Source organism: Gilliamella sp. App2-1 (assembly GCF_001690255.1).
In the GTDB taxonomy this organism is placed as follows: Bacteria; Pseudomonadota; Gammaproteobacteria; order Enterobacterales; family Orbaceae; genus Gilliamella; species Gilliamella apicola_G.
The window spans coordinates 22,727-37,315 of sequence record NZ_LZGR01000031.1; the positions used below are offsets into that span (position 1 = coordinate 22,727).

Below are 14,589 nucleotides of genomic sequence, written 5' to 3' on the forward strand. Positions count from 1 at the left end.
TTTTTATTAACTATCTGCATTCTAAAGATGTATTTCTCCATTTACAATGGTTTTAGTGACAGTAAAATCACGATTAAAAATAACTAAGTTGGCGATTTTCCCTTCGCTAATACTACCAAGGTCTTTATCCACACCGATTGCTTTGGCTGGATAAAGTGTCGCCATTCTTAACGCCTCATCTAATGCAATACCTACATATTCAACAGCGTTTTTTACTGCTTCAATCATGGTTAATGCCGAACCACCAAGTGTACCGTTTTCGTCCACACAGCGACCATCTTTGTAATAAATGGTTTTACCTGCAAATACACCAGATTCTAAATTAGAGCCAGCAAGTAGCATTGCATCGGTAATTAAGATTAAATGATCTTGTTTAATTTTGTGACTATTGCGAATATTTGCCCAACTTACATGTTGACCGTCAGCAATAATACCTACATAAACTTCTGGTTCATCATAAATTGCACCAACTACACCTGGTTCGCGTCCAGAAATATAAGGCATGGCATTAAATAGATGTGTTCCTAAACGAATACCATCGTTAAATCCACGACGACAATCATCATAATGACCATTAGAATGACCAACTGATACATGAATCCCAGCATTAACCAGTTGCCTAATGTAATGACTTTCAACTTTTTCTGGTGCTAAAGTGATAATTTTAATGACATCAGCATTTTCACAAAGAAAATCAATCATTTTTTGTGAAGGTTGGCGAATAATATTCTCGTCATGAATGCCTTTCTTTTCTGGACTAATATAAGGGCCTTCAAGATGTAAACCCAGTGCTTGATTGGCATGCGTGGCTAAATATTCACGCATCACTGTAACTGCCTTTATCATAAACTCATCAGTAGATGTAATTAATGTAGGCAAATAGCTAGTACAACCAGAAATAAGATTTGTGGTTTGCATGGATTCTAACGTTTCAACACTTAATGCATCAAGCGTTTCATTAAACTGCACACCACCACAACCATTGACTTGGATATCAATAAAACCTGGTGCAACAATTGCACCTTGTAAATTTTCAATCTTGATATCCGCAGGTAATTCGCTTTGTTTACAGATTTTAGCAATTTTATCACCGTTGATAATGACAGCGTGATTTTCAAGAATTTCATAACCTGTATAAAAACGACAATTTGTTAATGCGTACATTGATTTATCCTTTATAAAATGGTTACTTTAAGATTATCAGCTTCCATTTGTTTAAAATATTTTAATGTTTTCACTTTAAGATCATCAGTACTTGGCTCATCACAAACAATGATTGATGCTGGATGCATTTGTAGTGCGGTCACCGTCCAAAGATGATTAATACTACCTTCAACACCGGCTTGTAACGCTAAGCTTTTGTTATGACCACAAACTAATAAAATGACTTCCTGAGCATCCATTAAAGTTGCAACACCAATAGTTAGTGCATGCTTTGGTACTTGGTTCGTATCGTTATCAAAAAAGCGAGAATTGGCAATGCGCGTATCTTCAGTTAATGTTTTGATACGGGTGCGAGAGCAAAGCGAAGATCCCGGCTCATTAAATGCGATATGTCCATCTTGTCCAACCCCACCTACAAAAATATTGATTTTGCCATAAGCTTTGATCTTTGCTTCATATTGACGACATTCTTCATCAATATCTGGCGCATTACCATCTAATATATGGATATTGTTTTTATCAATATCAATATGGTTAAAGAAATTTTCGTACATAAATGTGTGATAGCTTTGAGGGTGATCTTCAGGAAGGCCTACATATTCATCCATATTAAAAGTCACGACATGTTTAAAGCTAACATGACCAGCTTTATAATGTTTGATTAATTGTTGATACATGACTAACGGCGAGCTTCCGGTTGGTAGACCGAGTAAAAATGGTCGATCTGCTGTTGGTTTAAATTGGTTAATTTGATTAACAATACGCTGTGCAACCCAAGCACCGACTTCTTGTGCATTGTCTAAAGGAATAAGTCTCATGAGATATCACCTCTTTTGATATAATTAAATAAATTCTTTTTTTTAAAAGTAAAATATGTTGGATTAATTGTACTATATTAAGACAATTAATCAAAAAATATAGTGATTTTTGTCACAAAAAAGTAATAATTAATTTGCGAAGTAAAATAATATAGAGTGAAATAAAGAAGTCTTACTTATCATCGTTTAAAAATGTAAAATTTTATGACATTTTTTATATGCCCTTAAAAATATATGAGGTTAACTTATGGGAATTTTAGCTTACTTGCAACGTATTGGGCGCTCACTGATGGTACCTGTCGCAGTACTACCTGCAGCTGCAATACTACTAGGTTTAGGGTACTGGATTGACCCTAATGGTTGGGGGCAAAATAGCATTGTCGCCGCTTTTTTAATTAAATCTGGCGGCGCAATTATTGATAATATGCCAATACTTTTTGCTATTGGTGTGGCTTATGGTATGTCTAAAGATAAAGACGGTGCAGCCGCACTAGCTGGTTTAGTCGGTTTTTTAGTGGTTACTACTTTACTTTCTCCTAGCTCGATTGCACTATTTAATGGTATTGATACAAAAGCTGATGACTGGTTAGAACAAGTTCCAGCTGCATACCAAAAAATAAATAACCAATTTATTGGTATTCTTGTCGGTATTATTGCAGCCGAACTTTATAATCGTTTTAGTCAGGTTGAATTACATAAAGCACTATCTTTCTTTAGTGGAAAAAGACTTGTCCCTATTATTGTCTCAATAGTTATGTTGTTAATATCGGCTGTTTTATATTTTATTTGGCCAACTATCTATGATGCACTTGTTTCGTTCGGTAAATATATTAAAGAATTGGGGTCTGTAGGGGCTGGTCTTTATGGATTTTTCAACCGTTTACTTATTCCTGTCGGTTTACACCATGCTTTAAACTCTGTGTTTTGGTTTGATGTTGCTGGTATCAATGATATTCCTAACTTCTTAGGTGGGCAAAAATCAATTGAAGCTGGATTAGCAACAGTAGGTATTACTGGTCGTTACCAAGCTGGATTTTTCCCTGTTATGATGTTTGGTTTACCTGGTGCGGCATTAGCGATGTACCATACCTCGAAAAAAGGTAATAAAGATAAAACGGCTTCAATCATGTTAGCTGCTTCATTTGCGGCATTCTTGACTGGTGTTACTGAACCGCTAGAATTTGCATTTATGTTTGTTGCACCAGTACTTTATTTATTACATGCCGTTTTAACAGGTATTTCTTTGTTTATTGCCGCTTCAATGCAATGGATATGTGGGTTTGGTTTCAGCGCAGGGTTAACCGATATGTTACTACAATCAAGCAATCCACTTGCAGTACATTGGTATATGCTTATACTTCAAGGTTTAGTTTTCTTTATTATTTACTATGCCACATTCCGCTTTGTAATTGTTAAATTTAATCTTAAAACACCGGGTCGTGAAGATGAGGTAGATTCAACACAAAGTGAAATGACAAAATCAGTACAAGGCAATATAGATACAACAAAACTTGCTGAACAATATTTAGCCGTTGTAGGTGGTAAAGAGAATCTAACCAACATTGACTCTTGTATTACACGTTTACGTTTAGGCGTTAATGATTCTGATCTTATTGATGAACAAGCGGCTAAAGCGCTAGGTGCAATGGCCGTGATTAAGTTAGGTAAGACTGGTGCACAAATTGTTGTCGGTACTCAGGCCGAAAAAATTGCCGATCAAATGAAGAAATTATTCTAGTTTAATAAAATAAAAACTAAATTAAATGAATTATAATCCACTTTATTTAAGCATAATAAAAATAGAGTGGATTATTTATTTGCTTTAATCTTACGGAAATTCCATTAGTCTATCTATCAACGCGAAAATGTATCTTTTATGAAAAATTGGTTATTTTGTTAAAAAACAAAAATAAAAAAATCAATGCTTTTTCTGAATGTTTTTTGTTTAGATATCAAATCTATTGTTGTAGTATGAGATTTTGTAATTCAATATAAAATTAAAATCGTAATATTACATCTTGAATGGTTAATAATTGAGTTAATAACTGATTATTGGTTAGTTTACTAGGGATATTACGAGGTAGCTGCATTAGGTTTCTTGATTTAAGTGAAGATTCACATACATATACATCATCAATATCATAAAGCTCAAGCATATTGAAAGTTGCAATATAATCGCGCATTAAAATTTGATCTGGTTGCTGATTAGGTAACAAATGAAATACGCCATCATCAACAAAAAAAACAGAAATATGGTTAATAGCTGAGGTGGCTAATGTGATATCAAGTGCTTCGCGACCTTTGGCCGTTCCATGAGGTGGTGAGCTAATCATAATTGCTACTTTTTTCATTTGAATCCTTAATCTTAAAACTGAATAGTGCGATCTGTAGTGGCAATTGATTCACTTAATTCGCCAAGGCCAGTTAATTGAAAATGATCTGCAAGATTTTTTTTGATAACACCGCGTCGCTGTGCTGCTGCAACACAAACAGTTAAACTTAAGGAGTATGTTTTTGCTAATTCCTGCCATGCAGACACTAAATCAAACTCATCGCTGGCAGGATCGGTATAGCGGTTACCATTATAAACTCCATCTGAATAAAAAAAGATATTTTTGATGGTATGAGGGGTACTAGATAATAAAACTTGTGCAAATTGATATGCACAATAAGCAGATTGGGTCCCATAAGCAGGACCCATCACAATAAGAGTGTAACTTAATGAACTAATCAAATTATTGAGCTGATTGTTCTAATTGTTTTTGAGATGGCTTAGATTCTTGATTTTTATCACCATCAATACCAAGCAATTCAACTTCAAATACTAATGTGGATGCTGGTTGGATCCCTGCTTTATCTTCTTGGCCAGGAAGACTTTGGTCACCGTAAGCTAAATCAGGTGGTACAACAAGTTTGATTTTACCACCCACGCCGATCAATTGAATTCCTTCAGTCCAACCTTTGATAACACCATTAAGAGGGAAGGTAGCTGGTTCGCCGCGATCATAAGAACTATCAAATTTACGTCCATCTGTTAATGTACCTGTATAGTGAACAATAACGGTATCTTCAGCTGTTGGATGACGGTCTGAACCTTCTTCAAGAATTTGATAAAGCAATCCAGATTTAGTTTTTTTAACACCATCTTGTTTAGCAAATTCTTCACGGAATTTGTCACCGGCAGCTGTATTTTCAGTTTTTTCTTTTTCAAAACGTGCTTTGCTTTCTTCTTGAATTCGTTTACCAAACGCATCTAAAATAGTTTTAACATCATCTTTCGAAAGTTGAGATGCATCTCGGAATGTTTCATTAAAACCACTAATTAAATATTCTTGGTCTGGTTTAATTTCATTTTGTTCTAAGTTTGTCTTCATGTATGTTGCAAACGAAGAACCTAATGCATACGCTTCTTTTTGTGCATCAGTTGAAATTGTTATTTGGGATGACTTTTTATCATCACAACCAGCTAATGCTAATACAATTGCGCTGCTGACTAAGGTCATTTTAATCAATGATTTCATTCTACTTCTCCAAGTTATAAACTATTTAGCTAATTATTTTAGCTATTATATATGATTTAACATGATAATATAGTGTTTACAAATCATTTATTTAATAAATTTATATTAATGTACTGATAATAAACTAGGATAAGCAATTTGCCGAAAATTAAATCATCCTTGAGTGAAAGCGGTATCCTCAGTTATAATGTAAAAAATTTATAGTAAATAATGTATAAGGATAGCTATTTTGACTACCGAACTTAATGCCCTTGATGTTGAAGAAATCATCAGTTTATTACCTCATCGTTATCCATTTTTAATGGTTGATCGAGTAATTAGTTACGAAAAAGGTAAAACATTAAAAGCGATAAAAAATGTCACTGTGAATGAGCCATTTTTCCAGGGACACTTTCCAAATAAACCTATTTTTCCTGGCGTTTTGATCTTAGAAGCAATGGCTCAAGCAACAGGAATACTCGCATTCAAAAGTATTGATGAGTTATCACCAGGTCAGCTCTATTATTTTGCTTCAATTGATAAAGCACGGTTTAAACGTCCTGTCGTACCAGGTGATCAACTTGTATTGGATGTTGAATATATTAAAGAGCGTCGTGGTATAGCACTATTCCATGGTGTTGCAACTGTTGATGGTAAGTTAGTTTGCGAAGCAGAAATGATGTGTGCTCGTAAATAATATTTGGTATTTTACATATTCCAAATTGTTTTAAGGAAACACTATGGCAACAGAAATACACCCAAGTTCAGTCATTGAAAAAGGTGCTAAAATCGGCGATAACGTCAAAATTGGTCCTTTTTGTTTTATTGGTGAAAATGTTGAAATTGGTGACGGAACATTTTTAAAATCACACGTTGTCATCAACGGTCACACCAAAATTGGTAAAGATAACCACATTTATCAATTTGTCTCAATTGGTGAAGTAAACCAAGATTTAAAATATCGTGGCGAACCGACGCGCACCGAAATTGGCGATCGCAATATGATTCGCGAAAGCGTCACTATTCACCGTGGTACAGTTCAAGGTGGCGAGTTAACTCGTATTGGTAGTGATAATTTATTGATGATTAACGCTCACGTTGCACACGATTGTCATATTGGTAATCACTGTATTTTAGCAAATAACGCTACTTTAGGAGGACATGTACAATTAGACGATTATGTCATTATTGGTGGCATGACAGCTGTTCATCAATTTTGTGTGATTGGCTCGCATGTTATGGTCGGTGGTTGTTCTGGCGTTGCGCAAGACGTTCCTCCTTATGTTATTGCCCAAGGCAATCATGCAACTCCTCATGGCGTAAATTATGAAGGCTTGAAGCGTAGAGGGTTTAGCAAAGAGACCTTACAAGCGATTCGCAATAGCTACAAAGTCCTTTATCGAAATGGCTTAACGTTGGATGAAGCTAAAGTTGAAATTGCAACCATTGCCGAACAATATCCTGAAACCCAACTATTTGTTGACTTTTTTGCCCGTTCAACGCGTGGCATTATCCGTTAATGACCAATAAACCATTAACCATTGCCTTAGTCGCTGGAGAAACCTCTGGCGATATTCTTGGTTCGGGATTGATTCGTGCGCTAAAAAATTATCATCCCAATATTGAATTTGTTGGTATTGCTGGTCCTAAAATGCAAGCCGAAGGCTGTCAAGCTTGGTATGAAATGGATGAATTGTCAGTTATGGGGATTGTTGAAGTATTGGGACGATTACGTCGTATTTTATCTATTCGCCGAGATATCAGCAAACGCCTCATTGAACTTAACCCCGATATATTTATCGGTATTGACGCGCCCGATTTCAATCTTTCCTTAGAGGGTAAATTAAAACAAGCCGGTATTAAAACGATTCATTATGTTAGCCCTTCCGTTTGGGCTTGGAAGCAAAAACGGGTTTTCAAAATAAAACGTAATACCAATCTCATTTTGGCTTTTTTACCATTCGAAAAAACCTTTTATGATAAATTTGATGTGCCTTGTCGCTTTATTGGTCATAAGATGGCTGATGATATTCCACTTAATCCAGATCAAACGACAATGCGTCAACAATTAGATGTGCCACTAAATTGCCGTTGTTTAGCTTTATTACCCGGTAGTCGACATGCAGAAGTGACATTATTATCGACTCCTTTTTTAGAAGCTGCGCAACTATTACGTCAACGTTATCCTGATTTACATATTGTTGTACCATTAGTGAATAAAAAAAGACGAAAAGAGTTTGAACAGATTAAAGCAGAAGTTGCACCACAACTTGACATACAATTATTAGACGGTCATGCCCGTGAAGCAATGATTGCTAGCGATGCGGCAATTTTAGCCTCTGGTACTGTGGCACTAGAATGTATGTTAGCCAAATGTCCTATGGTTGTAGGCTATAAAATGAAACCTTTCACCTTTTGGCTCGCTAAAAAATTAATTAAAACACCTTATGTCTCTTTACCTAACATTTTAGTTGGTAAAGCGCTGGTCCCAGAGTTATTACAGCAAGATTGCACACCTGAAAATATCGCTAATCACATTATTGCCTTGTTAGAGGGTGATAATACTGAGCTAAAACAAACATTTTTATCTTTGCATAAACAAATCCGTTGTAATGCCGATGAGCAAGCAGCTAAAGCAGTACTTGATGTATTAGGGGATGCACATTGTTGTTAGAATTTACCTATCCAGATGCCACATTAATTGCTGGTGTCGATGAAGTCGGGCGTGGTCCACTTTGTGGCGATGTTGTTACTGCTGCCGTCATTTTAGATCCAAACAAGCCAATTAAAGGCTTAACTGACTCTAAAAAATTGACTGAAAAAAAGCGAGAACAACTGTTTGACATAATCAAACAAGATGCTTTAGCGTGGAATATTGCCCGCGCTTCAGTGGATGAAATCGATAAATTAAATATATTACATGCCACTATGCTAGCAATGCAGCGTGCTGTAACTGGGTTATCTATTAAACCCAATTTTGTGTTAGTCGATGGAAACCGTTGTCCTAATTTTGGCGTTCAAACACAAGCCGTAGTGAAAGGCGACCTATTAGTTGCAGAAATCAGTGCAGCTTCAATTTTGGCTAAAGTTACTCGTGATCGTGAAATGGTTGAGCTTGATAAGTTGTATCCACAATATGGCCTGGCTAAGCATAAAGGTTATCCGACCAAAGCACATTTAGCGGCAATCGAACAACACGGTATTAATCATCTGTATCGTAAAAGCTTTGCACCTGTCAAGAAGTTAACGTTATTTTAATCCTACCATTGCTATCAACTTTATCAGCAATGGTGAATTAAACATAGCAACTGGTGAAATAACTGTTTCTTGATAAGGAGTATTATTATCATAACGTTCATTTAATTTTTGTTAAATGGCAGGTGATGAAAGATTAAAATCTTTGATAGTTCGTAAGTGTCAAATTTTCAATTTAAATGCCTTACCTTAAATTTTCCATATCAAAGAAAAATATAATCATTATACTAACTAAACTAGATATTATAAGGCGAACTGTTTTTAACAAAAATAATTCTCATGTAACTGTACTAGGATTTTTTTTGCTTATTTAATGTTCAATTTGTGTCCTAATTGTGAGGATCGCAAAATAATATCGCCATCTTAAGGGTTATATAACTAGCAATACTAATAAAAATAACTCCAAATAGCTACTTATAAAAGAATGATTTGTAAGTAGCTATCTAAGGCGGAAAAACTAATTTTGATGTGTAAAAATGGATGCAAATTTATTTTTGTACATCTCTTTGCTGGCTTTAGCAAATCGGATTGTTTTGAAAATACCCAACAAACTTGCTTGATGCATACGATAGAGCAGGCGATGAATAGTTAAAGCAAAAAATCCTTTAACATTCATTTCTCGTTTGCCTGCAATTTTAACCACACCTTGTGCTGTATCATGTAGAGAAATAATCGTTCCATTATCAGTATAATTAAACGATTTCAATGATTTATTATTCAACATGTTAACAATATTTTCATAACAAATTTTTGCCATCTGATGTGCAGCTTGCGCCGTAGCAGGAGCGGCTCGTCCGCTATCTTGCATTGCGTAAGCACAATCACCAATAACAAAAATACTATCATCGCGTGTTGTTTGCAGTGTCGGTTTAACTACAAGCTGATTAGAACGGCTTGATTCTAAACCAGCAATATCTTTTAAATAGTCAGGCGCTTTTACACCGGCAGTCCAGATCATAATATCGGCGTGAATGGTGTTTCCATCTTTGGGATAAAAGCCATCACTTTCCGCTTTAGTTATCATGGTTTTTGTTAACACATGAATGCCACGTTTTTGTAATGTTTCGGTAATACCTAATGCTGTTTTTTCAGGTAACGCAGGTAAAATACGATCAGTTGCTTCAATAACCGATACATCCAGCAAATCTGAACACATTTTATTTTGGCCACAAGCACCAAATGTTTCAACCATATGAGGTAATTCGGAAGCTAATTCAACACCAGTTGCGCCACCACCAACAATAGCGATACGAATTTTATCTTCAGTTGTTGCTTCATTTTTATCAATAATTGAACAAAAACTAGCAAATTTTGCAATAAGTGTTTCACGTAAACGAATAGCAGCATTTTGATCATCTAAAAAGATACAATGTTCTTTAACACCTGGTGTGCCAAAATCATTTGAAGTACTGCCTATTGCCACAACTAAAATATCATATGGAATTGAAATGGATTCGTTATTTAAATTATCAATAATAACTTGCTTTTCTTCACGATTAAGATTAGTAAACGTACCTTGAGCAAATTGGAAATTGTGTTGTTGTCCCTGTGCTGCATAATCAATTTTATCCGCTTGTTCATTCAAAACACCAGTGGCAACTTCATGTAATAAAGGTTTCCACAAATGATAACTGTTTTTATCAATCAGTGTAATTTTGGCTTGATTGCCTTTGCCTAGTTTATCACCAAGGTCTGTTGCAAGTTCTAATCCACCGGCACCACCACCAATAACAACTATTTTTTTCATATTTTTATACCTTATTATTTTATTTAGTAATATCATACTAAATAACTAGGTTTTTATCTATTTCTTTTGACTGATAACATTTATACATAAAAACTATTAAAGTGGTAGGTTATAATTATTAAAAGTTATCTAAATGAGGTATACAAAATTATTTACTGTATTTACTGAAATAGTAATTTATCATTGATATTATTTGGTTTTTAAATTAAATTGCCATTAATTGTGCAAACAAAGCACTTTTCGTATAATGCGGAGACAAAAATTTGCGTATGTTTATTAGACAAAGCATATAATAATTTTAATTCTCTATGTCTTATCTCTTTAATACCACTCTATATAAAATTTTATGAACAAAAAAATTTTTACTATTATTGCGTTAATCGTTATTTTAATATCAATGACGATCTTAATTCGCTCACACAATAGTCAACTTATCCTACAAGGTGAAGTCGATGCTCCAAATGTTAGTGTTGCGTCTAAAGCCAAAGGTCGAGTGCAAGTCATTCATGTCCATCGCGGAGATGATGTTAAACCTAATGATGTACTCATTACACTCGACAGTCCAGAGCTGTTAGCTCAAGTCAAAGCTGCTGAAGCTGCGCGAGACCAAGCAAAAGCTCAATTAGCTCTTTCGGATCATGGGACACGTGAAGAAAGCATTCGTTATTACGAAGCAATACTTGAGCAAGCCAAGGTAGCATATGATAATGCCGCCAAAGAATATGATCGTAACAAAGCTATTTCGGCCAAAGGTTATGTTTCGCAATCAATCTTAGATAATGCTTTAAAAACGCGTGATTCAGCCTTTCAACAGGTTCAATCAGCTCAAGCTAATTTAGATCAAGCTAAAAATGGTGATCGAATCGAACAACGTGAAATTTATGCAGCCAAATTAGAAGAAGCTCAAGAACAGCTTAAACAGCTACAAATACAATACGATGATTTACAAGTTAAAACACAAGTAGCTGGTGAAATAGGCTCTATTCCTGCTGAAGTAGGCGAATTATTTAATGCTAATAGCCCATTATTAACAGTGATTCAACTCCCTAAAGCTTACTTTGTGTTTAACCTGCGCGAAGATATTATGTCTAATATTCGTAAAGGCGATCATATTACGCTTGAAGTACCAGCTCTTAATCATAGAGAGATTAAAGCTGAAATTCGTTATATAGCACCAATGGGCGATTATGCAACGAAACGTGCAACACGAGCAACAGGAGATTTTGATTTGAAAACTTTTGAAGTAAGACTCTATCCCGTTGTACCGGTTGAAGGTTTACGTGCTGGTATGAGCACTTTATGGAAGTTGGACAAATAATGTTAGATTTCTGGCACCGTTTTATAAATGCATTTAATGATGAAATACCGCAAATTTTTAGGCGGTTTACGTTTCATTGGTTAATGTGGATTATGCCACTAATTATTTTTTTTCTAATTAGTAGCATCTTCTATCGAGGTGTACTATTTGATTTGCCAGTCGGCTACATTGATCACGATAAAAGTACGTTATCGCGTGAAATTATACGTAATCTTAATGCAGCAGCGCATGCAGATCTTATCAATTATGACAATCAAATTTTTGATGCTGAACGTGATCTGCAAAAAGCAAAAATTTATGCACTGCTTTATATTCCACCTAATTTTGAAGCAGATGTATTATCAGGTCACCAACCAACGCCAATGCTTTACTATAATGCTTTGTACTATAGTGCTGGTTTATATTCGATCATGGATTATTCAGGTTTAATAGCAACGATAAATACGCAATATCGAACCACTTTGGCTACAAGCATTGGCATGCCAGTTCCGCCATTGGCAAAAGTTAATTTTAATTATGATGGATTATTTAATGCTAGTGGTAATTCAATGTACTTCCAACAATTTTCGGCGGTAGTACATTTATTGCAGTTATTTGTTGTAACCACAACAATTCATATATTAGCGCAATTACCAAAGCGAACTCGACCTAACTATCCTTTTGTTTTAGGAAAATTAGCGCCTTATACAATTTGGTTTACCATGCTGCTTATTTTTGAAATTGCCATGCTCGTTTTATTTTCTAATGCGCGTGTATCAGGTTCACCTTTTGCTATGATGACGGTAGTATTTTTCTATGTTATTGCTGCACAAAGCATTGGTATTTTGCTATATACATTTACTAAAACCCCCATTGATGCCTATACTTATATAGGTGTGTTGGTTGGACTTGCATTAACTTATTCTGGTGTTGTTGTGCCTGAACTATCCATGCCATGGATTGCTAGGTTTATTTCATCATTAGAACCATTAACTTATGCACTTAATAAACTGTTCGATCTGTTTTTACGTCACTCTAGTTATTTTTCAGTGTTAAAAACTTGTAGTATTTTAATGATCTATCCAGTGATTATTACCGTATTAGTCAAAAAGCGCCTAGTAAGACGTTTACATTCACAGTAAGAGGGTAGATTTAGATGTTTAAAATATTTGGTTCTTCATTTATAAGAATATTCTTTTATCTATTAGGTCGACCAATGTGGTTATTACTGCTATTGTCTGTATCATTAATGAGTCTTGTTTATATCAATGGTACTATTACTAATTTACCGGTGGCAATTGTAGATCAAGATCATACCCCAACAAGCCGCGGTTTAATCCGATCATTAGAGATGAGCTCAAAAATTGATACGATTATCTACGAAAGCTCACTACAAGCTTATGATGATATTAATAATCACAAACTTTTTGCTGTGATCACTATTCCTAGAAATTTTGAAAAACGTCTAATAAGCGGTGATGAAGTTACCATTCCTGCATATGGTGATGCCTCAAGTCGTTTAGCCAATGGTTTAATACAAGTTGATATAAAAGGAATTTATCAGCAGATATTGACTGAATATAACACCAAAATAATGCGGAATAGTGGATTTTCAGATGAACAGATCAATATCATTTTATCGCCTATAAAAGGTCAAACAGAACCTCTTTATAATGCCGGTATCAGTTTTGCTGCTATTACCTTTCCTGGTTTGTTAGTCATGTTGTTACAACACTCTTTTTTAATTGCTTCAACCCGTACTAATATCACCCTAAATTCGCGTCCCCAAGGCAAACCTCCTAAAATTGTCGTGCTTGGCAGTTTATGTGGGCTATTACCTATTTGGTTATTTTTATCTATTGTGCTATTTGGTTTATGGCCTTGGATGCTTGGTTATCGGCAATTGGCGAGTATTCCTGAAATATTAGTTATGACATTCCCGCTATTACTTGGTGCACTGGGCTTGAGTAAATTACTGACAGAATGTTTACGTCGTACAGAGATGATATACCTTACATTAGCATTTTTAACCACGCCTGTGTTCTATCTTTCAGGAACTATTTGGCCTCTGAGTGCAATGCCACTATGGGTGAGATGCGTTTCTTATTCCCTACCTTCAACTTGGGCAACCAATATGATTGCTGGAGTCAATCAAATGGGACTGAGCTTATCAGATAATTGGCTGAACATATTTATGATACTTTTACTTGGCGTAATATATAGTACGCTTGGTATTTTTATATCAGCATTACGGGAAGGAAAAGTTAGAAAAGTATTTAGAATAATGAAAGCTTTTCGATATTTAAAAATGCGCAGTTAAATGATAAATATGGATAAAGTCTATAATTGGAAAAATAATCTTAACTTTATTAGGGGTATTTTTTATCACTAATATCGTGAACTTTTCCTGCATTCCTGTTATTATGGTTAACAGTTTTCATTATAAATAACATGTTGAATGTATAAGAAATTTTTTCCATGGATTATTAGTTTACGGTTAAAAACCCTGCCTTTATCTCTTTCTGCGGTATTAGTAGGAAATGCATTAGCTTATTGGCAACACCAATTTAATTTTTGGATACTTCTATTTTCGTTAATTACAGCGTCATTATTGCAAATTCTTTCTAATCTAGCCAATGACTACGGAGATGAAATTAAAGGCAGCGATCAAAACAACCTTACTGCTCATACTCGTGGTATACAATTGGGCTTAATTACACTTAAGCAGCTAAAAATAGCTCTATGGATTAATGCTTTTTTATGCATTTTATTTGGGCTAATTTTACTTATATTTTCTTGTAATAATAT

At 34.9% G+C, this 14,589-nt stretch carries 15 protein-coding genes; 9 read left to right on the forward strand and 6 right to left on the reverse strand.

The genetic code is table 11. The features are described from left to right. Positions 1-21 precede the first annotated feature (21 nt). Together nagA and nagB are read right to left on the reverse strand one after the other, a co-directional pair. Positions 22-1,164, reverse strand: coding sequence for an N-acetylglucosamine-6-phosphate deacetylase (nagA, locus tag A9G22_RS04250; RefSeq protein ID WP_065586765.1), 1,143 nt, complete (start codon positions 1,162-1,164; stop codon positions 22-24). 11 nt (positions 1,165-1,175) lie between these two features. Then, positions 1,176-1,982, reverse strand: coding sequence for a glucosamine-6-phosphate deaminase (gene nagB, locus A9G22_RS04255; RefSeq protein WP_075508414.1), 807 nt, complete (start codon positions 1,980-1,982; stop codon positions 1,176-1,178). Positions 1,983-2,229: 247 nt separating this feature from the next. Here nagB and nagE point away from each other — a divergent pair, with 247 nt between their 5' ends. Beyond that, positions 2,230-3,720: an N-acetylglucosamine-specific PTS transporter subunit IIBC gene (gene nagE, locus A9G22_RS04260; RefSeq protein ID WP_065586763.1), complete on the forward strand. Its 1,491-nt coding sequence runs from the start codon at positions 2,230-2,232 to the stop codon at positions 3,718-3,720. 259 nt (positions 3,721-3,979) lie between these two features. On the opposite strand, the gene tusC is transcribed toward nagE, so the two are convergent. From tusC to fkpA, 3 genes are read right to left on the reverse strand one after another with little or no spacing between them, the layout of a single operon-like run. Beyond that, entirely contained in the window at positions 3,980-4,333 is a 354-nt protein-coding gene (tusC, locus tag A9G22_RS04265) for a sulfurtransferase complex subunit TusC (protein WP_065586762.1), read from the reverse strand. Positions 4,334-4,347: 14 nt separating this feature from the next. Beyond that, positions 4,348-4,713: a sulfurtransferase complex subunit TusD gene (tusD, locus tag A9G22_RS04270; RefSeq protein WP_081296992.1), complete on the reverse strand. Its 366-nt coding sequence runs from the start codon at positions 4,711-4,713 to the stop codon at positions 4,348-4,350. 4 nt (positions 4,714-4,717) lie between these two features. Continuing rightward, positions 4,718-5,503: an FKBP-type peptidyl-prolyl cis-trans isomerase gene (fkpA, locus tag A9G22_RS04275; RefSeq protein ID WP_065586761.1), complete on the reverse strand. Its 786-nt coding sequence runs from the start codon at positions 5,501-5,503 to the stop codon at positions 4,718-4,720. A gap of 229 nt (positions 5,504-5,732) precedes the next feature. Here fkpA and fabZ point away from each other — a divergent pair, with 229 nt between their 5' ends. Genes fabZ through rnhB form a run of 4 tightly spaced genes read left to right on the forward strand, consistent with a single transcriptional unit; the run spans position 5,733 to position 8,740 of the window. Then, on the forward strand, positions 5,733-6,179 hold the full coding sequence (gene fabZ, locus A9G22_RS04280) for a 3-hydroxyacyl-ACP dehydratase FabZ (RefSeq protein ID WP_065586760.1): 447 nt from the start codon (positions 5,733-5,735) through the stop codon (positions 6,177-6,179). 43 nt (positions 6,180-6,222) lie between these two features. Next, positions 6,223-7,002: an acyl-ACP--UDP-N-acetylglucosamine O-acyltransferase gene (lpxA, locus tag A9G22_RS04285; RefSeq protein WP_065586759.1), complete on the forward strand. Its 780-nt coding sequence runs from the start codon at positions 6,223-6,225 to the stop codon at positions 7,000-7,002. Then, a complete protein-coding gene (lpxB, locus tag A9G22_RS04290) occupies positions 7,002-8,156 on the forward strand; it encodes a lipid-A-disaccharide synthase (protein ID WP_065586758.1) in 1,155 nt (384 codons plus the stop codon). The genes lpxA and lpxB overlap by 1 nt, the downstream gene beginning before the upstream one ends. Next, positions 8,150-8,740: a ribonuclease HII gene (rnhB, locus tag A9G22_RS04295; protein WP_065587047.1), complete on the forward strand. Its 591-nt coding sequence runs from the start codon at positions 8,150-8,152 to the stop codon at positions 8,738-8,740. The genes lpxB and rnhB overlap by 7 nt, the downstream gene beginning before the upstream one ends. Positions 8,741-9,194: 454 nt before the next feature. On the opposite strand, the gene A9G22_RS04300 is transcribed toward rnhB, so the two are convergent. Beyond that, positions 9,195-10,484 (reverse strand): NAD(P)/FAD-dependent oxidoreductase, encoded by a 1,290-nt coding sequence (locus A9G22_RS04300; protein WP_065586757.1) that lies wholly within the window; start codon positions 10,482-10,484, stop codon positions 9,195-9,197. Positions 10,485-10,830: 346 nt separating this feature from the next. Between A9G22_RS04300 and A9G22_RS04305 the strand changes: the two genes are divergently transcribed. From A9G22_RS04305 to menA, 4 genes are all read left to right on the forward strand, one after another. Next, positions 10,831-11,802, forward strand: coding sequence for an HlyD family secretion protein (locus A9G22_RS04305; protein WP_065586756.1), 972 nt, complete (start codon positions 10,831-10,833; stop codon positions 11,800-11,802). After that, on the forward strand, positions 11,802-12,923 hold the full coding sequence (locus A9G22_RS04310; RefSeq protein ID WP_218058742.1) for an ABC transporter permease: 1,122 nt from the start codon (positions 11,802-11,804) through the stop codon (positions 12,921-12,923). The genes A9G22_RS04305 and A9G22_RS04310 overlap by 1 nt, the downstream gene beginning before the upstream one ends. Positions 12,924-12,937: 14 nt before the next feature. Continuing rightward, positions 12,938-14,101: an ABC transporter permease gene (locus tag A9G22_RS04315; RefSeq protein ID WP_065586755.1), complete on the forward strand. Its 1,164-nt coding sequence runs from the start codon at positions 12,938-12,940 to the stop codon at positions 14,099-14,101. Between the two features lie 138 nt (positions 14,102-14,239). Then, positions 14,240-14,589: 1,4-dihydroxy-2-naphthoate octaprenyltransferase (gene menA / locus A9G22_RS04320; protein ID WP_075508415.1), on the forward strand; the 350-nt coding region annotated here is incomplete at its 3' end.